Here is a 19,224-nt window from a genome sequence, read left to right on the forward strand (position 1 = left end):
GTTGTCTCCTCAATCGGCAGGGGCAGGTTCAATTCGTGGTGGTGCACGCCGGCGCGGCATCGGCCGCGGCCTGGCGGGCACAGAGCGCGGCCAGGCAGCGTTCGGCCTCGGCGGCCATCTCGTCGATCAGTTGCTGGCAGCTCTGCAGCTCGCCGATGGCGGCGGCCACCTGGCCGCTGGGCAGGATGCCCTCGTCGGGGAAGCCGTCGACCATCGAGCGCTGCAGCAGCACCGGCTGGTTGGCGGCCATCACCGTCTGCGACACCGCGCCCGGGTCTTCCTTGAGCGCCTGGCGCAGCACGCCGAGCATGTGGCCGAAGCTCATGCCGGTCTGCTGCTTCCACTGCCAGGCGCTGCCCAGGGCGATGCGCAGGCGGCCGAGCGGCCCGGCGCCTTCCAGGCGGTTGATGAACGGGTTGTCGATCATCCGGTGGCGCATGCCGTCCACCGCCAGGGTGACGCGGATGCGCTGCGGGTCGTTGACCGCCAGGTAGCGCTGCAGGGTCGCCTTGGGAGTGGGCGAATCGCTGGTCATCAGGAAACGCGTGCCCATGGCGATGCCGGCGGCGCCGGCGGCCAGCGCCGAAGCCAGGCCGCGGCCGGTGGAGTAGCCACCGGCGGCAATCACCGGCACCTTCACCGCATCCAGCACCTGCGGCAGCAGGATGGTGGTCGGCACGCCGCCGGTGTGGCCGCCGCCCTCGCCGCCCTGGATGGTGATCATGTCTGCGCCCAGCTCAACGGCCTTCTGCGCGTGCTTGAGCGCGCCGACGGTGGGAATGCACAGCACGCCGGCGGCCTTGAAGCGGGCGATGGTCTGCTTGTCCGGGCCGCGGCCGTAGCTGACCGCGCGCAGGCGGTGCTTGATCGCCAGGTCCACGCACTGCGCGGCGTTTTCCTGGAACATGTGGAAGTTGAGACCGAAGTTGCTGCCGCCAGTGGCCGCGATCACCTTGCGGATCTCGCCTTCCAGCTCGGCGGCCGGGATGGTCGCCCCGGCGAGGAAGCCGAAGCCGCCCGCGCGGGTGGTGGCGATCACCAGGTTGGCGTCGGCCACCCAGCCCATCGCGGTCTGCACGATCGGATAGCGGCAGCCGAGCGCCTCGGTCAGCGGCGTCTGCAGCAGGGCACTCATGCGCTTTCCCCTTCGCTGGCCGCGGCCTGCTTGTTGGCCTTGGCCATGGCCTTGGCGTCGTAGCCGCCCAGCTTGTCGCCGGACAGCAGCTCGTTGTGCACGTGGGCGAAGTGGTGCCAGGCGAACACCGCGTCCATCGCGGTGCGCTTGCCGGCCAGATCCTCGACGTGGTTGATCGCCTGCTTGGTCAGCGCCAGACCCATGCGCGGCTGGGCGGCGACCTTCGCCGCCAGCGCATAGGTGGTCGCCTGCAGCTCGTCACGCGGCACCACGCGGTTGACCATGCCCACCTCGTAGGCGCGGCTGGCCGGCATGCGGTCGCCGCACATGAGAAATTCCTTGGCGATGCGCGGGTTCATCTCGTAGGGGTGGGCGAAGTACTCCACCCCCGGAATGCCCATGCGCACCACCGGGTCCTGGAAGAAGGCATCGTCGCTGGCGACGATCAGGTCGCAGACCCAGGCCAGCATCAGACCGCCGGCGATGCAGGCGCCGTGGATCATGGCGATGGTCGGCTTGGGCAGCTCGCGCCAGCGCCGGCACATGCCGAGGTAGACCTCCTGCTCGCGGGCGTACAGGTACTCGCCGCCCGGCTTGTTGGTGTGGTCCCACCACAGGTGGGCGCGCTCGAACGGCTTGTTGATGTCGCGTCCCGGCGTGCCGATGTCGTGGCCGGCGGAGAAGTGCTTGCCGGCGCCGCACAGCACGATGACCTTGACCGCGTCGTCGTCCACCGCGCGGCGCAGGGCCGCGTCGAGGGCGTAGGTCATCTGCGAGTTCTGCGCGTTGTTGAACCCCGGACGGTTCAGGGTCAGGGTGGCGATGCCGTCGGCCACCGCATAGAGCACCGGCGTGTCGGTCTCGTAGACCGAGGCGTCGGCACGGGTGACGAATTCGCTGTCGCTGCTCGGGACGCTCATGGCGGACTCCTCAGGCCTGGGCCACGGTGGCGGCACGGATGCCGGGCGGATTGCCCTTGAGGGCGGAGGCGCGCAGGTCGTGCGGGTCGAGGCGACGGATGATCGCCAGCTGCTCGGCGGTCGGATGCGCGGTCTCGCCCAGGCCGTCGGCCTTGAGCAGCGGGAAGCCGGTGGCTTCCTGCACTTCCTCGAAGCTCACCCCCGGGTGCAGCGAGCGCACGCGCACCGCGCGGTCCGGCCCCTCGAAGTCCATCACGCAGAGGTCGCTGACCACCCGGCGGATGTCCATCAGGTCGCGGCGCATGCCCTCGGCCCAGCGCTCGGGCTTGAAGCCGACGCCGGAAACCATGTCCACCTCGCCGGCGACGAACACCCGCTTGTTGTGGCTGGGCACGAAGAACGAGTTGATGTGGTTGATGCTGTTGCCCGGCAGGCCGCGCACGCCGAGCATGGCGATCTTCGGCTGGCGGTAGTCGCCGACCGCCGAAAGGTTGGTCTGGCCCCAGCGGTCGATCTGGGTCGGGCCGATCATCGCGTGGCGGCGGCCGCCCCACACGCACTCGAACACCCGCTCGAAGCTCATGCCGCCGGAGTACTTGGGCACGTAGTCGCCGCGCGGGCCGAGCGGGATCGGCTCCTCGACCAGGAACGCCTCGCTGTCGGTCATCAGCAGTTCCGGGCTATGAGTGAGCTTGGCCAGGCTGGCGCCCAGGCGCGGGATCACGCCCAGGCCCGAAGCCAGCACCTCGCCGTTGCCGCGCCAGGCTTCCGAGGCGGCGACGATCAGCAGTTCGGCCAGGGTGAAATCACAGGTATCGGTCATCGCGCATCCTCCTCAGAATACCGGCAGGGGCAGTTTGCCCAGGCGCTCGGCGCCGCCGTTCTTGTCCTGGTAAGCCAGCTCGCCGGCAGTCACGAACTCGTCGACGTAGGCCTGCCAGCCGCCCTCTTCCGCCGCACTGGCGACGTAGCGTTTGAAGTGGCTCATGTCCCAGCCGTAGTCGGACGGGCAGGAAGTCGGGTGGGCGCCGTAGGGTGCGTGCACCACGCCGGTCACCAGGTAGCGCTCGAAGGTGTTGAAGCGCGCCTGTGCGGCGGTCAGCTCGAAGCGCTCGTGCAGGCGCTCGCAGGACACGAAGCACTGCTGGGCGGCGCGGGCGAACAGATGGTCGAAGTACGGGTCCGGACCGGTCACCAGGGTGTTGCCCAGGCGGTCGGCGTCGTTGACGTGCAGGAAGGCCACATCGAGGTTGAGCGCCGGCATGGCCAGCAGCACCTCGCCGTCGGCGTAGGGCGACTGCACGGTCTTCAGCTCGGGGTTGTGGGTGAGCACGTCGGTGGCCAGGCCGCAGCGGGTCGGCAGGAACGGCAGGCGCATGCCGGCGGCGCGCAGGCCCCACTCGAACATGCCCTCGTCCAGTTCCATCAGCTCGGTGAGCTGGCCGGCCTCGCGGCACTTGCGGTACCACGGCTCCAGCGGGATGGCGTCGAGGGTGGCGAAGCCGAAGATCAGCTTCTTCACCTTGCCGGCCGCGCAGAGCATGCCGACCTCGGGGCCGCCGTAGGCGACCACGGTGAGGTCCTTGACGTCCGAGCGGAGGATCTCGCGGACGATGGCCATCGGCTTGCGCCGCGGGCCCCAGCCGCCGAAGCCGACGGTCATGCCGTCGCGCAGTTGGGCGACCGCATCGGCCGCCGTCAGTTGCTTGTTCATCGCTGTACTCCTTATTCGCGGCCGGCGGAGAAGTCGTGGCCCCAGATGCTCACGCGGGTGAACTCGAAGGCGCTGTGTTCGGCCCAGTCGACTTGCAGGCCGCCGTAGCCGTATTCCAGATCGAAGCCCGAGGGGGTCTTCATGTAGAAACTGGTCATGCGGTCGTTGAGGTGCTGACCGAGGGTCGCCGACAGCGGCACGCCGTGGGCCTGCATGCGGTCGTGGGCGCGGCCCACCTCGGTCATCGAGTCGACCTCGACCATCACGTGCACGCAGCCGCTCGGCACCGGGTACTCGGCCAGCGCCAGGCTGTGGTGGCGCGCGTTGGCGCAGTGCAGGAAGTGGATGCGGGTCGCCGGGGCGCTCGGGTCCGGACGGAAGTTGAAGATGTCGGAGACCTCGAAACCGAGCACCTCGGTGACGAAGGCCAGGGTGGCGTCGAAGTTCGGCGCCGGCAGCACGGTGTGGCCGAGGCCCATGTCGCCGGTGAGGAAGCGCGGCACGCCCTGCGGCGAGACGAACGGCAGGCAGTCGGAGCGATGACCCCAGCTCAATTCATGCCGGTTGCCCGCCGGATCGACGACGATGGCCAGTGCCTGCACGCCGCGCTGCTCGATCTCCTCGGCGCTGCCCGGCTGCCAGGCGATGCCCTTGGCCTCGAACACCGCGATGGCCTGGCGGAAGGCCTTCTCGCCGGCCAGCTCCCAGCCGGAAGCCAGGTAGCGCGGCGAGTCGCCCTCGACCACCAGCATGCGGAACGGCCGCTCGTCCATCTTCACGTACAGGCCGCCGCCCGGCGCGGGGCTGGTCGGCATGCCCAGCACGTCCTCGGCGTAGCACTGCCAGTCGCCGAGATTGCCGACCTGGGCAACGAAGTAACTCAGTCCACGGATGTCGATCATGCCCCTGCTCCTGAAATGGTCGTTTCATGACTGGAGCCGATTGTGGGCAGGCCGCGCCAGCGCCTCATCGTCCGTTGAGACTAAGCAAGGGAAGGGGCAGCAGGCCTGGAGGTGGCGGGGAACTGCAGGGGGCGGCGTGGCCTGCATCGCCGGTTTTGGCTAGAGCATGTGTATCTTGGTGGTCAGGCCACCAACGCATGGTCTACCGGTTATTCTGGCCCCCATCCCCAGCGCCAGAAGAGGCTCGGATTGCTCGCCCCGCTGGGGACCGGCGTTTCGCCGGGTCCCTCCAGGCGATCCTGAGCGGGTCGGGGGACTCTTCGGCTCGCCTTAATTCGGAAGAAAATCATGCAGGAGAGCTTCATGCTCACAGCGATTCACAACCACCCCATGATCTTCGCCGTCAGCCTCCTGCTTGCGGACCTCGCCTGCTGGCGTCTGCTGCCGGTGGATCGCAAGGTCTGGCGGGTGCTCCTGCGGCTGGTGTTCTTCACCGTCTACAGTGTGGTGATCTTCGAGGCCGGCATGAGCCCGATGCAGCCGCCGCCCTGGACGGAAGCCTCCTTGAGCATGATGGGTACCGTGCTTGGCATCGCCTGGTGGCTACTCTGCGCCCGAACCCTCACCGTGGTGCTGGGTCTGCTGTTGATACCCCGCAGCGGGCATGCCGGCCGTTTGCTGAAGGATGTCCTGGGCGCAGCGATATTCCTCGCCGCCGTAGTCGCTGCGGCAGCCTACGTCATGCAGCTGCCGGTCAAAGGCCTGCTCGCGACCTCGGGGGTGGTCGCCATCGTCGTCGGTCTTGCGCTGCAGAACACCTTGAGCGACGTGTTCTCCGGCATCGTGCTCAACACGACTAAACCGTATCGCCTGGATGACTGGGTTTCCATCGATGGCACCGAGGGCAAGGTCGTCGAGATCGACTGGCGCGCCACCCATCTGCTGACCAGCCAGGGCGGCACCCTGGTGATTCCCAACTCGGTAGCGGCCAAAGCCAAGATTCTCAACCTCAACCGCTCTGCCAATATCAGTAATATCGCCATCAGTGTGACCGTGCCCGCCCAGGTCCGGCCACGCCTGGTGCTGGATGCGCTGCACAAGACCCTTCAGGGGGTCAGTGCGCTGCTGCCGACGCCCAAGGCCAAGGTTTCGATCAAAAGCTCCGACCTCACCTCGGTGGAGTACGAGGCCAGTGGTTTTGTCAGCACCGAAACCGACAAGGTCGAAACCCGCAACCTGATGTTCGACCTGGCCTACCGCCACCTCAGGGCGGCCGGCGTTCCGACCGGCGAACACCAGCTTGAGGTGCCGACCAGCCGGCCACGCCGATTGCTGGATGACGTGAAAATATTCCGCTCGCTGGACGCCGAAGAGAAGGACCGCCTCAGCCAGCAGCTGGTCCCGCAGCAGTTCAGCGCCGGCCAGGTTGTATTGGAGTTCGGCGAAGCCACCGACCAGCTGCTGGTGATCGGCACGGGTGTGGTATCCGCCTCGATACCGGATGGAGATAGATTCGTCGAGGCTGGGCGCATGGGGCCGGGGGAAGTCATGGGGGAAGAAGGCGTCACGCTCGGTGCGCCATCCCAGGCCCGGTTCACGGCGCTGACTTCCAGCGTGATCTATCGCATCGACCAGGACATGATCCAGGCGTGCCTCAAGGAGCGCACGGAGGTTGGTAGCGCGCTATCGAAGCTGCAGAAATTCCGTCAGCAAGCCAGCGCCTCGCTGCTACTGCACAAGCCGGTAGCGATCAAGAAAGGCGGCTTCCTCAGCTGGCTGCGGCATTCCTGATGCCGGTTGCGCCCCGTATGCGGGGGCGCGCCGCCGTGCCGAGGAAACACCAGGCCCCGCTCATCCGCCGCCAGCGACTGGGCAATGCCGGCGACCCTGCAGGCCAACGCCAGGATGGGCGGTTTTCAGATCCCGAGGTCGGTGTGGATACGAATCTCGCCGCTCAGCAACTTGTGCATGGGACAGGCATTGGCGATTTTCAGCAGTTGCTCGCGCTGCTCGTCGCTCAAGTCGCCCTGGACCGTGATCTGGCGGACGATGTCGTTGCCGGACTCGGGCTTGCCGCTGGGATTCAGCTGCAACTCGACCTGGACGCCCGTCAGGGGCAGCTGACGGCGCGCAGCGACCATTTTCAGGGTGATCGCGGTACAGGCGCCGAGGCTGGCCAGAATGAGTCGCTCTGGCGTCGGCGCCGTGTTGCCGCCGCCAACCTCGGTCGGCTCGTCGGCACTCCAGGCATGACCGAGATCGTCAGTGAAGGAAACGAGATAGGGGGTTTCCTGCAGCACTGCTTTGACAGTCGGGATAGCGGGCATGGCAGCTCCTTTTCGCGGGATTGGTGAAGACGATGCTCAGGCGGTGATCCGCGCCAGCTCGTCATGGGCGGCGTTCAGGCCGGCGGCGCGGCTCTCGTCGCCCATGTTCAGCCCCTCGGCGTAGACGAACTCGACGTCGGCGATGCCGATGAAACCGAGGAAGTTACGCACGTAGTCGGTCTGCGTGTCGAACGCCGTGCCGGCATAGCGGCCGCCACGCGTCGCCAGGATGTAGGCCTTCTTGCCGGCGAGCAGCCCCTGCGGCCCGGTTTCGGTATAGCGGAAGGTAATGCCGGCGCGGGCGATGTGGTCGAAGTAGGACTTCAGCATCGAGGGTACGCCGAGGTTGTACATCGGCAGACCGATCACCAGCATGTCGGCCGCTTTCAGCTCCTCGATCAGCGCATCGGAATAGGCGACCTTGGCCTGCTGCTCGGGGGTGCGCTGCTCCGGCTGGGTGAGGAAGGCCTGGAAGCCGGCGCCATCGAGATGCGGCACCGGATCGACGGCAAAGTCGCGGGTCACGATCTCGGCATCGGGATGGCTGACTTGCCAGGCGGCGATGAAGGCATCGGCAAGCTGGCTGGAGTGGCCCTGATTGGCGAACAGGCTGGTCTTGATCTGCAGAAGTTTGCTCACGTGGATTCTCTCTCGATGGGGGCGGCGCCCCGAACCGCTCGGGGCGCCGGACATTTCACTTGCTGTTCTGGACGGTGGTGTAGCTGTTGATCAGGTTGTGATAGTCGGGGATATGGTTGGCGAACAGCGTGCCCAGCCCCTCGACATCGTTGCGCCAGTCGCGATGCAGCTCGCAGGCGACGCCGAACCAGGTCATCAGTTGCGCCCCGGCCGCCGACATGCGGTCCCAGGCCGAATGACGGGTGAGCTCGTTGAAGGTGCCGGAGGCGTCGGTGACGACGAAGACCTCGTAGCCTTCTTCGAGCGCCGACAGCGCCGGGAAGGCTACGCAGACCTCGGTGACGATGCCGGCGATGATCAGTTGCTTCTTGCCGGTCGCCTTGACGGCCTTGACGAAGTCCTCGTTGTCCCAGGCGTTGATCTGCCCCGGCCGGGCGATGTACGGCGCATCCGGGAAGGTTTCCTTGAGTTCGGTCATCAAGGGGCCGTTGGGACCGTTCTCGAAGCTGGTGGTCAGGATGGTCGGCAGCTGGAAGTACTTGGCCAGGTCGGCCAGCGCCAGGACGTTGTTGCGGAACCGATCCGGATCGATGTCGCGCACCAGCGATGACAGGCCGGCCTGGTGATCGACCAGCAGGACCGCGGCGTTGTTCTTGTCGAGACGAACGTATTGCTTGCTCATGGTGAGTCACCTCTCGGGGGGTTAACGCTGGGAATCCAGCGCTTGGTTGTTTTTCACGACTGCCTGCGCGTTTGGACGGCCGGGCTCAGTGGCGGATCTGTCCGAACCGACCACTGCTGAAGTCGTCGATCGCCTGCACGATTTCCTCGTGCGTATTCATCACGAAGGGGCCATGTCCGACGATCGGCTCGTCGAGCGGCTTGCCGTTGAGCAGCAACACTGTGGCGTCCTCGCTCACCGCGAAGGCGAGCCGGCGGCCTTCGCGTTCCATCACGGCCAGCTCTGCGGCGAGCACCGTGTGGCTGTCGTCGATGCGGATGGTGCCGCGCAGTACGAAGAGCGCCGTGGTATGCCCCTCCGGCAGGTCGAACGCCAAGTGGTGGCCGGCCTTCAGGCGCAGGTCCCAGACGTTCATCGGCGTGAAGGTGCGCGCCGGACCGGCGGTGTCGGCGTGCTTGCCGGCGATGATGCGCGCCGTGCCGGCCTTGCCGGGCAATTCGACCTCGGGGATCTGCTCGGCGGTAATGCCCTGGTAGCCGGGGGGCGACATCTTGTCCTTGGCCGGCAGGTTGACCCACAACTGGACCATCTCGAAGGCGCCGCCTTTCCGGGCGTACTCCGGGCTGTGGTATTCCTCGTGGATCAGGCCGGCGGCGGCCGTCATCCATTGCACGTCACCGGGGCCGATGGTGCCGCCGCCGCCCGACGAGTCGCGGTGCGAGACGCCCCCCTCGTACACGATGGTCACGGTCTCGAAGCCGCGATGCGGGTGCTGAACGACGCCGAGCTTGCGCGAGGTCGGCGGGAAATCGGCCGGACCGGCATAGTCCATCAGCAGGAAGGGGGACATTTCCTCGGCGATGTCCTGGTAGGAAAAGATGCTTTTCACCGGAAAGCCGTCGCCGACCCAGTGGCGGCCATTGCTGCGCTTGATGAATGCCAGTTTTTTCATGACTGCTCTCCGTGAGTGGATGAGCACAATGTAGAGGGCAGACGTTTATTCGACTATCTGGTTAAATTCCAAAACTCTTTTCAATGAGATGAACAATGGATCTCAACGAAGCCGCCGTGTTCGTCAAGGTCGTGCAGGCCGGGGGCTTCAGCGCCGCTGCCCGGCTGCTGGGCTTGCCGGTCTCGACGGTCAGCACGCGCGTGGCACGCCTGGAGCAACGGCTCGGCGTGACGCTATTGCAACGGACCACGCGGCGCCTGCATCTGACCGATGCCGGGGAACTGTATTTCCAGCATGCCGCGACCGGGCTGGCGCACATGCTCGATGCGGAGGCGGCGGTGACCGAATCGGCCGGCGAGCCGAAAGGCTTGCTGCGCGTGACCGCCCCCTCGGACCTCGGCGATCGCATCCTGGCCGAGATCGTCACGCGCATGCGCCGCCATTACCCCCTGGTCAGCATCGAGATGGTGCTGGTGGACCGCTATGTCGATCTCGTCGCCGAGGGCGTGGATGTTGCCATCCGCACGGGCGAGCTGAAGGATTCGACGCTGATCGCCAAGAGTGTCGGCACCGCCCACTGGGCCCTGTTCGCCAGCCCGACCTACCTCGCTGCGGCGCCGCCGCTGGATTCGCCACAGGAACTGCGCCGCCATTGCTGCCTGCAGTTCACCCCGCTGGGCAAGGACGCCTGGACGCTCGGCAACCGGGACGGCAGCGTCACCATTCCGCTGTCCAGGCAGGTGACGATCAACGATATCGGCGTGATCCGTTCGATGGCCCTGGCTGGCGAGGGCGTGGCCCTGCTACCGATCTATCTCTGCCGACAGGCCTGTAGCGAAGGCGCGCTGGTACAGGTGCTGCCGCAGTGGCATGCCAAGGCAGACCCGATCCATGTCGTCTATCCACGCCAGCGCTTCACGCCACCGAAGCTGCGCGCGTTCGTCGATCTGGCCGCCCAGGAGCTGCGCAAAGCGCTGGAGGAGCCGCGCTGAGCGGCCCTGCGCAAGCCTGCTTTCAACAGATCAAGCCAACGGCTTGCCGCTACTGCCCCAGACGGCCTGGCCGAGCAGCTCCTGCGGCGCACACACGACGATCCCGGCGAAATCCCGCCCTGGGGCGGGTGGCAGCGTGGTGTAGGCGAAGCGGCCGAGCACGTTTTTCACGGGGCTGTGCATCAGCGGTCTCGGTCAATCCGCAACAGCCAAATATCGGGCTGGTCATTGGCTCCGTGCCCAGGGCGAAAACCTCTCCATAGTCCGTTTCGGGGATTCCCGCCCTCTGCTCCCCTCGCACACTCCACTCCTGCTAATGGGCCAGAGGAGCCGGTAATGGACTTCGCGCTGAGTGACGAACAATTGATGATCCAGGAGAGCGCGGCGGGCTTTCTCGCCGCGGCCTCCGATTCGGCGGCGGTGCGCGCCGCCATGGCCAGCCCGCAGGGCTTCGACGCACAGCTGTGGCGGCAGATCGCCGAGGAGCTGTGCTGGCCGGGGCTGATGATTCCCGAGCAGTACGGCGGCGTCGGCCTGGGCTTCGTCGAGCAGGCCATCCTGCTCGAACAGATGGGCCACCACCTGCTCTGCTCGCCGTTCTTCGCCAGCGCCTGCCTGGCCACCCCGGCGCTGCTGCTGGGCGACAACGAGGCGCTGCGCGCGCGCTGGCTGCCCGAACTGGCCGCCGGCAGCCTGACCGCCACCCTCGCCTACCGCGAGAACCGCGACGGCTGGCACGCCGCCGAGCAGCCGCGCGCCACGCGTGACGGCGACGGCTGGCACCTCGACGGTATATATGAAGCAGTGCTCGACGGCGCCAGCGCCGAGCTGCTGATCGTCGCCACCCGCGACGACGCCGGCGCGCTGCGCCTTTTCGCCGTGCCCGCCGAACAGGCCGGCATCCGCCGCCAGGCGCGGCCGACCCTCGACCAGACCCGCCGCCGCGCGCGCATCGAGCTGGACGGCGTGGCGGTAAGCGCCGAGCAGTGCCTGCATAGCGACGGCCTCGGCGAAGCCCTGCTCGACAAGGTCCTGCAGATCGCCGCCATCGCCCTGGCCTGCGAGCAGACCGGCGCCGCGCAGCGCACCCTCGACCTGACCCTCGCCTACATCGGCGAGCGCAAGCAGTTCGGCCGCACCATCGCCAGCTTCCAGGCCATCAAGCACCGCTGCGCCGACCTGATGCTGGCCATCGAGTGCGCCCGCTCGGCCAGCTACTACGCCGCCTGCGTGGCCCGCGAGGCGCTGGTCGAGGACGGCGACGCGCAGCTGGCCGGCCAGCTGGCCGAGGCCTGCGCCATCGCCCAGAGCCAGGCCAGCGAGACCTTCATGCACTGCGCGGCGGAGTCGATCCAGCTGCACGGCGGCGTCGGCTTCACCTGGGAGTACGACCCGCACCTCTACTTCAAGCGCGCCCGCGCCAGCGAGCAGCTGCTCGGCACCCCGAGCTGGCACCGCGAGCGCCTGGCCACCCTGATTCTGGAGACCCGCCCATGAAAATCGGATTCGGCATCGAGGACGAAGCCTTCCGCCAGGAAGTCGCCCACTGGCTGGAGCAGCACCTGCAAGGCGAGTTCGAGCAGCTGCGCTTTCGCGGCGGCCCCGGCGACGAACACATGTTCCCCGAGGAGCGCAAGGCGTGGGAGCGCGAGATGGCCAGGGGCGGCTGGATAGGTCTGGGCTGGCCGCGCGAATGCGGCGGGCGCGGCCTGTCGATCAGCCAGCAGGTGATCTTCCACGAGGAATACGCCCGCGCCGGCGGCCCGGGACGCATGGGCCACATCGGCGAAGGCCTGGCCGGGCCAACCATCGCCGCCTTCGGCACGGAGGAGCAGAAACGCCGCTTCCTGCCCGGCATCCTCGAAGGCCGCGAATTCTGGTGCCAGGGCTACTCCGAGCCGGGTGCCGGCTCCGATCTGGCCGGGGTGAAGACCCGCGCCCGCCTGGAGGGTGACCGCTGGCTGATCAACGGCCAGAAGGTGTGGACCTCGCTGGCCCACGAGTCGGACTGGTGCTTCGTGATCGCCCGCACCGAGCCGGGCAGCGTCGGCCACAAGGGCCTGTCCTTCTTCCTGGTGCCGATGCACCAGGCGAACATCCGCGTGCAACCGATCCAGCAGATCACCGGCACCAGCGAGTTCAACGAGGTGTTCTTCGACGACGCCGAAACTGCCGCCGACAACATCGTCGGCGCACCCGGCGAGGGCTGGAAGATCGCCATGGCCCTGCTCGGCTTCGAGCGCGGCGTCTCCACCCTCGGCCAGCAGATGCTGTTCCAGAACGAGCTGGACGAGATCGTGCGCATCGCCAGAACCAACGGCGCCGCCGCCGACCCCATGCTGCGCCAGCGCCTGGCCCGTGCCTGGGCCGGCCTGCGCACCCTGCGCTACAACTCGCTGCGCATGCTCTCCGGCCCGCAGAACGGTAGCCTGCGCCCCGAGGCGATGAGCTACAAGCTGGCCTGGTCCACCTGGCACGTCGAACTGGGCAAGCTGGCGATGGACGTGCTCGGCCCGCAGGCGGAGATCCTCGACGGCGAGCCCTACGAGCTGTCGCGCCTGCAGTCGCTGTTCCTGTTCACCCGCTCGGACACCATCTACGGCGGCAGCAACGAGATCCAGCGCAACATCATCGCCGAACGGGCCCTGGGGATGCCGCGCGAGCCGCGCTGAGCGTGACGGGCGACCGAGGCATCTCCAAACCTTGTAGGGGCGAATTCATTCGCCAACACGCTCCGCCAAGGCGAATGAATTCGCCCCTACAGACCGCCACCGGGAGGCCACCATCAACACCGATTCCCGCTACATCGTCTGGCTGCTCGACTTCCTCGCCGGCCAGGGCATCGACAGTACGCAGCTGGCACGCCGCCACCGGCTGGACCCCGCGCGCCTGCTGGACGCCGATGCCGTGGTCAGCACCGAGCAGCACCGCGCGCTGCTGCTCGATGCGCTGCAGCTGAGCGGCAACGGCGGCCTCGGCCTGCAACTGGGCATCCAGCGCTCGCTGGCCACCCTCGACCAGCTCGGCTACCTGATGATGAGCAGCCGCACGCTGCGCGAGGCGAGCCACGCCGGCCTGCGCTACCAGAACTACCCGGGACGCTTTTCCGGGCGCTCGCTGGTCACCTCGTTCAGCGAAATCGAGGGCCAGGGCTGCTACCAGGTCCAGGTCCGGGACGATCTAGGCCCGCTGCGCCTGCTCGCCGTGGAGGACGTGCTCGGCAGCATAGTCGCCAGCTGCCGCTGGGTGCTCGGCCGGCCCCTGCCGGTCACCCGCCTGCGCTGCGACTTCCCCGCACCGCCCCATGCCGAGCAGTACCGCACGGTGTTCGCCTGCCCGATCCAGTTCGACGCCCCGGCCACCCAGCTGTTCTTCGACGCCGCCATCCTCGACCAGCCGCTGCCCCACGCCAGCCCGCAGAGCGCCGCGCTGTACGCCAGTCTGTGCGAGCGGCGCAGCATCGAACTCAGCCGGGGCGACGTGGCCGCGCGGGTTTCGCAGTTGATCGTCGAGCATATCGCCGAGCCACCGGATCTGGCCGCCGCAGCCAATGCCCTGCACTGCAGCCCGCGCACCCTGAGCCGCAAGCTGCTCGCCCAGGGCTGGCAGTACCAGCAACTGGTCGACCAGGTGCGCGAGATCCATGCCCGCCGGGCGCTCAGCGACCCGAACCAGAGCATCACCCGCATCGCCCAGCAGCTCGGCTACGCCGACAACTCGGGCTTCTTCCGCGCCTTCAAGAAGTGGACCGGGCTGTCGCCCAGCGCCTTCCGCGAGCGGCTGTTCGGCTGAACGCCGCGCGTCTGCTCCACACCTCCCCTCGCTAACCCGCGCCACACCCTCAGCACTGCCCGCCAACATGGCCGGATCGGCCATCGTACTGTCCGCATCGGCAATGCCCCCGCCAGCTCTCAGCCCTAACATCGAACCCACGACAGGACCCGCCAAACCAACACCGGAGCACCGCCATGCTGAGAACCGAGGGCATCAACGCCCACCTGCTCGAGAAGTTCACCCCCAACCCCGGCGCCCGTGCGCTGCTGCCCGAACTCAGTCCCAAGGCGCAGGTCGCGCTGATGTGCCGGATGCTCAGGCGCGAGGGCTGGGACGACCACATCGCCGGACACATCACCGTGCGCCAGAGCGACGGCACGATACTCACCAATCCCTGGGAGCTGGCCTGGGACGAGCTGCGCGCCAGCGACATCATCACTCTCGACCGTCACGGCAAGATCCTCGACAGCGACTGGAACGTCACCCCCGCCCTCGGCCTGCACCTGCAGCTGCACGAGCTGCGCCCCGACGCCAACGTGGTGATCCACAACCACGCCAGGTGGAGCGGCATCTGGGCCGACCTGCAGCAGGTGCCGCCGGTCTACGACCAGTCCGGCGCCTACTGCGGCGCCGAGCTGCCGCTGTACGACGACTACACCGGCACCTTCGAGAAGCAGCAGACCAGCCTGTCCGCCGCCGAGGCCCTGGGCGACGCCAAGTGGGCGCTCTTGGCCAACCACGGCGCGCTGGTGGTCGGCCGCGACCTGCGCCAGGCCCACCTGCGGGTGGTCACCCTGGAATGGCGCTGCCGCCGTGCCTACGAGGTCAAGCTGGCCGGCGGCGGCCGCCCGCTGGCCGACGAGGTGGTCGAGCGCCTGGCCATCGCCGACGCCAACGGCTTTCCCTTCCTCTGGGAAGCCATGGCCCGCCGCGAGCTGCGCAACGATCCGTCCGTCCTCGAATAACGACAATCGGGAAAGCAACCATGAGCCTCATCGTCACCCCCCTGAACAATGTCGGCGTCGAAGTCTCCGGCTTCGACATCAACGGCCCTTACAGCGAGGCCCTGCAGGCCGAGCTGAAGGCGCTGTGGTACGAACACGCCATCCTGCTGTTCCGCGACCAGCAGATCACCCCGGAGAGCCAGATCCGCTTCAGCCGCCTGTTCGGCAAGCTGGAGATGCACCCGCTGAAGGTCACCACCTCCGACCAGTACCCGGAACTCTTCGTGCTGGAGAACAACGGCGCCAAGGACAGGTTCTCCACCGCCTTCTACCACGGCGAGGAGATCGTCGGCCGCCTCGACTGGCACATCGACCTGCACTACACCGGCCGCCCCAACCACGGCGCCGTGCTGACCGCCGTGGAAGTCGCCCGCGAAGACGGCATGACCGGCTTCGGCGACCTGGCCAAGGCCTTCGATGCCCTCGACGACGAGACCAAGACGCTGCTGGAGAAGCTGGAGGTGGCCTACTCGTTCAGCATGCAGCGCCGCCACATGCGCTACGTCGACCTGGACGGCTACGTGCCGGGCCCCGGCCTGCCGAAGAAGCCCGCCGACATCGGCTTCCCGGACTTCGCCGATGCGGTCTACCCGGCGGTGGTCACCCACCCGGTCAGCGGCCGCAAGGTGCTCGGCGTGGTCGAGCAGTTCCTCGACCGCATCATCACCCCGCAGCGCTTCGGCCTGTGCAACGACGAAGCCATCGAACTGCTCGAGCGCCTGATAGCCCACACCCGCAAGCCGGAATTCCACTACTTCCACCAGTGGCGCCAGGGCGACATGGTCCTCTGGGACAACTGGCGCGCCATGCACTGCGCCACCGGCACCAAACCGGGCGTGCGCCGGGTGATCAACCGCACCACCATCGAGGGGGATCGGATGCTGGGGCGGGTGTTGAGCGGGGAGTAAGCGGCTGCGAACCCCTGCCCGGCTGGTGTCGCAGCACCAGCCGGGAATCTGCGTTTGGCTGATCGAGTGGATCACCACCATCGGCGATGTTCCGGTGGTGCCTGAGAAAAGCAGCTCCAGCAGGCATCCAGGCGCAGAAATTATCGCATCTTGCTATGAGCCTCGATGCAGGCTATTCTCGATGCCATAGCAAAGTGCGATACAGGGCTGACATGCACGTCATCACGCAGAAGCGCATCTGGGAGGCGCAGGCCAAGTGGCCTCATGCCGCCACGGCCCTCGAGGCCTGGTATCGCCTGATCAAGGCCAGCTCACCGCAGGATTTTGCCGAGATGAAGCGCCTGTTCCCCGCCACCGACAAGGTGGGGCCGCAGCATGTGTTCGACATCGGCGGCAACAAGCTGCGCCTGATCGCCATCGTCCAGTACCGGGCGCAGAAGTTGTTCATCCAGCATGTGCTGGATCATGCTGAATACGACAAAGGCAAGTGGAGGGAGTAACCATGTCCGCACTGATCAAGCAGGCCTGCGAGCACTGGCGCTATGTGGCCCCCCTACTCAGCAGGCCCGCGAACGAAGAAGACTACGACGCCCTGGTCGAAGCCCTGGACGAACTGCTGGCCATTGTCGGCGACGATGAAGACCACCCGCTGGCCAGCCTCGCCTCGCACATGGGCGACATGCTGCTGGCCTACGATGAAGCGCACCGCCCCCTGCCCAAGGCCAACGGCGTGGAGGTGCTGCGCTACCTGATGCAGGAGCACGGCCTGACCCAGGCCGACCTGCCCGAGGTCGGCGCGCAATCGGTCATTTCCGAGATCCTTGGCGGCAAGCGCCAACTCAATGTCCGCCACATTCGCGCGCTGTCCGAGCGTTTTGGCGTGCCTGCCGACGTGTTTTTCTGAGGCTGCACCTGCTCTCTGGGAAGTGGAAAGAATTTGTTGATCTGCTCAAGCATGAGTCAGAAAAGGACTCTTAACCTTTCGTTCGAAGGGGCGCGCCTTTAATCGGAGGTGCGCCTCTGAACTCCATGCCAAGCCCTCCAGTCATCAGTCAGACTGAGCAAGAAATGATTCCGAGAAATTACATATCAGTACAAAGACGCGTAGCTGAAGCAGTTTCGGCGAGATTGCATTATGACTACCTGTGCTTCAAGGGCCGAATGATGGATGAGGCATATTTGGTCCAGAGCGTGGCAGATATCCTCGGCGCATTCTTTGACCAGCAAACTTTTGAAATACGGAAAAACTACGTTCATCCATATCTCGACGGAGGAGGAAAAGGTAGAAAGCCAGAAATTGACTACGCCGTCATCCACAGACAATCAAACACAATTCAAATGGCCATTGAAGCGAAGTGGGCCGGCTCTTCTCACTGCACCCCCGAAAACATCCTTTGGGATCTAATGCGCCTTAAGATCTTGAGAGACAGCAATCCCAGCTGCATCGGTGCATTCTTGATTGCAGGCCACAAGAATAAGATGGATAAGTGTTTCGGAGCCCCTTTCTTCGCTCCAGGAACACAGCATCCACTGCAGCATGGCAATCCGCGAAAGAAAATATTTAGCCTTATCGCCAATAGAGACCACCAGCCTTTTATCACAGCCCAGACCAACATATGGATTCATAAATATCCAAGCCTTGTCATCGCCCCGTCGTTGACAACTGTTCTTGAAGACCCCACAAAATCGGCAAATGAAATAAACAGGTTCACCGCAAAAACTTGGATAGTCTATTAACCACTTGACTTATCGCGCGGGATACCTTTCGTGCCATACGGATGCTCGATCATCCAAAGCTGCGCAATCTCCTCCCGCCGGCAGATCCACGACCTTGTCGTGGCCCTGGGCGTAATCGAGAAAGTGCGCCAAAGCCATGGCGCGTGCGGGATAGCCACTGATGCAGCCGTGCAGGCCGATGCTCATCATCTTCGGGTGCAGTGCTCCCCCTGCCATCCAGCCCTCACCCCCGCACCTCCCGCCTGATCCGCCTACCATCCCCAATGACCAGCGCAGAAAGACCCAGCAGCACCGCACCACCCACCAGCGGGGCCGAGGTGCTGGCGTGGTCGAGCAGTTGGCCACCCATTCCACCGCCGAGCATGATCGCCAGCTGGATGGAGGCGACCAGCAGTCCCCCGCCGCTTTCCGGCTCGTCGCCGAGCTCCCGGGCCAGCCAGGTGGACCAGCACACGGGAATGGCTGCGTTCAGTGCGCCCCAGCCGACCATCGCGGCCGCCACCGCCCAGAACAGCTGCCCCGAGGCCATCATGGCCAGGGTGACGACGGCCAGGCCCAGGGGCAGGTAGCGCAGCAGCGGGTAGAGGCGATCCCGGTGCAGCATGTGGCTGGCGAAGTGGGTGCCGGCGAAGCCGGCCACGCCCAGGCCGAGCAGCAGCAGCGACAGCTGGCTCGGGTTGACGCCGGTTTCCGTCTCCAGGAAGGGACGGAAGTAGGTGAAGGCGCCGAATGCGCCGGCGAAGGTGAGCATGGTGGCGAGCATGCCGAGGGCGACGTGGCGGCGCTTGAGCAGGCCGAACAGGCGGCCGACCGGAATGCTCGCGCGCGGCGGCATGGCGGGCAACGCCCTGGCCTGCCACAGCAGGTTGATCAGTACCAACGGCACCAGGGCGCCGAACACCACCCTCCAGCCGAAGATCCCGCCCAGGTAGGCACCCAGCGGCGCGGCGAACGCGGTGGCGATGGCATTGCCCATGTAGATGGTGCCGAGCGCCTGCGCCACGCGGTCGGTGGGCACCAGGCGGATGATGGTCGCCGTGGCCAGCGACCAGAAGCCGCCGATCGACAGTCCCAGCAGGGCGCGGGCTGCCATCAACAGGGCGAAGCTGGGCGCCAGGGCGATCATGACCAGCGACAGCAGCATCAGCAGGGTCATGCTCAGCAGCACGTGGCGGGTGTCGAAGCGCCCGGCGAGCGGCGCAATGAACAGGCTGGACAGCACCGCGAACAGGCCGGACACCGAGATGGCCTGTCCGGCCAGGCCCTGGGTGGCCTGCAGGTCGGCGGCAATCGGGGTCAGCAGGCTGACCGGCAGGAACTCGGAGGCGATCAGCAGCGCCACGCAAAGCGCCATGGAGCCCACGGCGCCGCCCATCTGCTGCTGGGCAGATGCGGGCTCAAGCGTTGAAGTCGTCATCGGTGATCTCGGGCAATGCACGCCCCGGCACCGTCGCCGGCGGGAGCGGCGCAATGCGGTGGCGCAGATGAAGGCGCGGCCGGCTGCCTGTTCGCCGGCAGCCGCCGCTCGTGGAAGCCGG

General features: G+C 66.5%; 20 protein-coding genes and 2 pseudogenes. 10 read left to right on the top strand and 12 right to left on the bottom strand.

Annotated features, from left to right (window positions below; all coding sequences use genetic code 11):
• Positions 1-28: 28 nt before the first annotated feature.
• The 5 genes from BM297_RS04445 to BM297_RS04465 are packed head-to-tail and all read right to left on the bottom strand — an operon-like array spanning position 29 to position 4,671.
• Complete coding sequence (locus BM297_RS04445) at positions 29-1,135, bottom strand: NAD(P)H-dependent flavin oxidoreductase (RefSeq protein WP_092428727.1); 1,107 nt, start codon at positions 1,133-1,135, stop codon at positions 29-31.
• Positions 1,132-2,055: an enoyl-CoA hydratase gene (locus BM297_RS04450; protein WP_092428729.1), complete on the bottom strand. Its 924-nt coding sequence runs from the start codon at positions 2,053-2,055 to the stop codon at positions 1,132-1,134. The genes BM297_RS04445 and BM297_RS04450 overlap by 4 nt, the downstream gene beginning before the upstream one ends.
• 10 nt (positions 2,056-2,065) lie before the next feature.
• Positions 2,066-2,878: a CoA-transferase subunit beta gene (locus BM297_RS04455; protein WP_092428731.1), complete on the bottom strand. Its 813-nt coding sequence runs from the start codon at positions 2,876-2,878 to the stop codon at positions 2,066-2,068.
• Between the two features lie 12 nt (positions 2,879-2,890).
• Positions 2,891-3,769 (bottom strand): CoA transferase subunit A, encoded by an 879-nt coding sequence (locus tag BM297_RS04460; protein ID WP_092428733.1) that lies wholly within the window; start codon positions 3,767-3,769, stop codon positions 2,891-2,893.
• Positions 3,770-3,780: 11 nt separating this feature from the next.
• Complete coding sequence (locus tag BM297_RS04465) at positions 3,781-4,671, bottom strand: VOC family protein (protein WP_092428735.1); 891 nt, start codon at positions 4,669-4,671, stop codon at positions 3,781-3,783.
• A gap of 363 nt (positions 4,672-5,034) precedes the next feature.
• On the opposite strand from BM297_RS04465, the gene BM297_RS04470 reads away from it, so the two are divergent.
• A complete protein-coding gene (locus BM297_RS04470) occupies positions 5,035-6,462 on the top strand; it encodes a mechanosensitive ion channel family protein (protein ID WP_092429278.1) in 1,428 nt (475 codons plus the stop codon).
• Positions 6,463-6,587: 125 nt separating this feature from the next.
• Here the strand turns inward: BM297_RS04470 and BM297_RS04475 are convergent, their stop codons facing one another.
• From BM297_RS04475 to BM297_RS04490, 4 genes are all read right to left on the bottom strand, one after another.
• Entirely contained in the window at positions 6,588-6,998 is a 411-nt protein-coding gene (locus BM297_RS04475) for an OsmC family protein (RefSeq protein WP_092428737.1), read from the bottom strand.
• Positions 6,999-7,034: 36 nt separating this feature from the next.
• Positions 7,035-7,637, bottom strand: coding sequence for an FMN-dependent NADH-azoreductase (locus tag BM297_RS04480; RefSeq protein WP_092428739.1), 603 nt, complete (start codon positions 7,635-7,637; stop codon positions 7,035-7,037).
• Between the two features lie 55 nt (positions 7,638-7,692).
• A complete protein-coding gene (ycaC, locus tag BM297_RS04485) occupies positions 7,693-8,319 on the bottom strand; it encodes an isochorismate family cysteine hydrolase YcaC (protein WP_092428741.1) in 627 nt (208 codons plus the stop codon).
• A gap of 85 nt (positions 8,320-8,404) precedes the next feature.
• The gene (locus BM297_RS04490; RefSeq protein ID WP_092428743.1) at positions 8,405-9,271 is read right to left on the bottom strand and encodes a pirin family protein; all 867 of its coding nucleotides are present in this window, start codon (positions 9,269-9,271) and stop codon (positions 8,405-8,407) included.
• 95 nt (positions 9,272-9,366) lie between these two features.
• On the opposite strand from BM297_RS04490, the gene BM297_RS04495 reads away from it, so the two are divergent.
• A complete protein-coding gene (locus BM297_RS04495) occupies positions 9,367-10,263 on the top strand; it encodes a LysR family transcriptional regulator (RefSeq protein WP_092428744.1) in 897 nt (298 codons plus the stop codon).
• 51 nt (positions 10,264-10,314) lie between these two features.
• On the opposite strand, the pseudogene BM297_RS21435 reads toward BM297_RS04495, so the two are convergent.
• A pseudogene (locus BM297_RS21435) lies at positions 10,315-10,440 on the bottom strand (quinone oxidoreductase family protein); the annotation flags it as partial.
• A 159-nt stretch (positions 10,441-10,599) separates the two neighbouring features.
• Between BM297_RS21435 and BM297_RS04500 the strand changes: the two are divergent.
• The 8 genes from BM297_RS04500 to BM297_RS21440 all read left to right on the top strand — a co-directional run bounded on the left by BM297_RS04500 (position 10,600) and on the right by BM297_RS21440 (position 17,686).
• A complete protein-coding gene (locus tag BM297_RS04500; RefSeq protein ID WP_092428745.1) occupies positions 10,600-11,760 on the top strand; it encodes an acyl-CoA dehydrogenase family protein in 1,161 nt (386 codons plus the stop codon).
• Entirely contained in the window at positions 11,757-12,935 is a 1,179-nt protein-coding gene (locus BM297_RS04505) for an acyl-CoA dehydrogenase family protein (protein ID WP_092428746.1), read from the top strand. The genes BM297_RS04500 and BM297_RS04505 overlap by 4 nt, the downstream gene beginning before the upstream one ends.
• Positions 12,936-13,104: 169 nt before the next feature.
• Positions 13,105-14,055: an AraC family transcriptional regulator gene (locus BM297_RS04510; protein ID WP_092428748.1), complete on the top strand. Its 951-nt coding sequence runs from the start codon at positions 13,105-13,107 to the stop codon at positions 14,053-14,055.
• A 176-nt stretch (positions 14,056-14,231) separates the two neighbouring features.
• Positions 14,232-15,002 (top strand): class II aldolase/adducin family protein, encoded by a 771-nt coding sequence (locus BM297_RS04515; protein ID WP_092428750.1) that lies wholly within the window; start codon positions 14,232-14,234, stop codon positions 15,000-15,002.
• Between the two features lie 20 nt (positions 15,003-15,022).
• Positions 15,023-15,949, top strand: coding sequence for a TauD/TfdA dioxygenase family protein (locus BM297_RS04520; RefSeq protein WP_092428752.1), 927 nt, complete (start codon positions 15,023-15,025; stop codon positions 15,947-15,949).
• 212 nt (positions 15,950-16,161) lie between these two features.
• Positions 16,162-16,449 carry a type II toxin-antitoxin system HigB family toxin gene (locus BM297_RS04525; protein WP_092428754.1) on the top strand — a complete coding sequence of 96 codons (288 nt, stop codon included), beginning with the start codon at positions 16,162-16,164 and terminating at the stop codon, positions 16,447-16,449.
• 2 nt (positions 16,450-16,451) lie between these two features.
• Complete coding sequence (locus tag BM297_RS04530; protein ID WP_092428756.1) at positions 16,452-16,853, top strand: helix-turn-helix domain-containing protein; 402 nt, start codon at positions 16,452-16,454, stop codon at positions 16,851-16,853.
• Between the two features lie 260 nt (positions 16,854-17,113).
• On the top strand, positions 17,114-17,686 hold the full coding sequence (locus tag BM297_RS21440; protein ID WP_175526601.1) for a hypothetical protein: 573 nt from the start codon (positions 17,114-17,116) through the stop codon (positions 17,684-17,686).
• On the opposite strand, the pseudogene BM297_RS22090 reads toward BM297_RS21440, so the two are convergent.
• Both BM297_RS22090 and BM297_RS04540 read right to left on the bottom strand, forming a co-directional pair.
• A pseudogene (locus BM297_RS22090) lies at positions 17,683-17,893 on the bottom strand (hypothetical protein); the annotation flags it as partial. The gene BM297_RS21440 and the pseudogene BM297_RS22090 sit on opposite strands and share 4 nt — an antisense overlap.
• A 16-nt stretch (positions 17,894-17,909) precedes the next feature.
• On the bottom strand, positions 17,910-19,103 hold the full coding sequence (locus BM297_RS04540; RefSeq protein WP_175526602.1) for an MFS transporter: 1,194 nt from the start codon (positions 19,101-19,103) through the stop codon (positions 17,910-17,912).
• Positions 19,104-19,224 lie beyond the last annotated feature (121 nt).

It is taken from the genome of Geopseudomonas sagittaria (assembly GCF_900115715.1).
Classification (GTDB): Bacteria; Pseudomonadota; Gammaproteobacteria; order Pseudomonadales; family Pseudomonadaceae; genus Geopseudomonas; species Geopseudomonas sagittaria.

Coding starts and splice junctions, on each gene's coding strand:
- BM297_RS04445 (WP_092428727.1), bottom strand. CDS start 1,135: ATGAGTGCCCTGCTGCAGACGCCGCTGACCGAGGCGCTCGGCTGCCGC.
- BM297_RS04450 (WP_092428729.1), bottom strand. CDS start 2,055: ATGAGCGTCCCGAGCAGCGACAGCGAATTCGTCACCCGTGCCGACGCC.
- BM297_RS04455 (WP_092428731.1), bottom strand. CDS start 2,878: ATGACCGATACCTGTGATTTCACCCTGGCCGAACTGCTGATCGTCGCC.
- BM297_RS04460 (WP_092428733.1), bottom strand. CDS start 3,769: ATGAACAAGCAACTGACGGCGGCCGATGCGGTCGCCCAACTGCGCGAC.
- BM297_RS04465 (WP_092428735.1), bottom strand. CDS start 4,671: ATGATCGACATCCGTGGACTGAGTTACTTCGTTGCCCAGGTCGGCAAT.
- BM297_RS04470 (WP_092429278.1), top strand. CDS start 5,035: ATGCTCACAGCGATTCACAACCACCCCATGATCTTCGCCGTCAGCCTC.
- BM297_RS04475 (WP_092428737.1), bottom strand. CDS start 6,998: ATGCCCGCTATCCCGACTGTCAAAGCAGTGCTGCAGGAAACCCCCTAT.
- ycaC (WP_092428741.1), bottom strand. CDS start 8,319: ATGAGCAAGCAATACGTTCGTCTCGACAAGAACAACGCCGCGGTCCTG.
- BM297_RS04490 (WP_092428743.1), bottom strand. CDS start 9,271: ATGAAAAAACTGGCATTCATCAAGCGCAGCAATGGCCGCCACTGGGTC.
- BM297_RS04495 (WP_092428744.1), top strand. CDS start 9,367: ATGGATCTCAACGAAGCCGCCGTGTTCGTCAAGGTCGTGCAGGCCGGG.
- BM297_RS04500 (WP_092428745.1), top strand. CDS start 10,600: ATGGACTTCGCGCTGAGTGACGAACAATTGATGATCCAGGAGAGCGCG.
- BM297_RS04505 (WP_092428746.1), top strand. CDS start 11,757: ATGAAAATCGGATTCGGCATCGAGGACGAAGCCTTCCGCCAGGAAGTC.
- BM297_RS04515 (WP_092428750.1), top strand. CDS start 14,232: ATGCTGAGAACCGAGGGCATCAACGCCCACCTGCTCGAGAAGTTCACC.
- BM297_RS04520 (WP_092428752.1), top strand. CDS start 15,023: ATGAGCCTCATCGTCACCCCCCTGAACAATGTCGGCGTCGAAGTCTCC.
- BM297_RS04525 (WP_092428754.1), top strand. CDS start 16,162: ATGCACGTCATCACGCAGAAGCGCATCTGGGAGGCGCAGGCCAAGTGG.
- BM297_RS04530 (WP_092428756.1), top strand. CDS start 16,452: ATGTCCGCACTGATCAAGCAGGCCTGCGAGCACTGGCGCTATGTGGCC.
- BM297_RS21440 (WP_175526601.1), top strand. CDS start 17,114: ATGGATGAGGCATATTTGGTCCAGAGCGTGGCAGATATCCTCGGCGCA.
- BM297_RS04540 (WP_175526602.1), bottom strand. CDS start 19,103: ATGACGACTTCAACGCTTGAGCCCGCATCTGCCCAGCAGCAGATGGGC.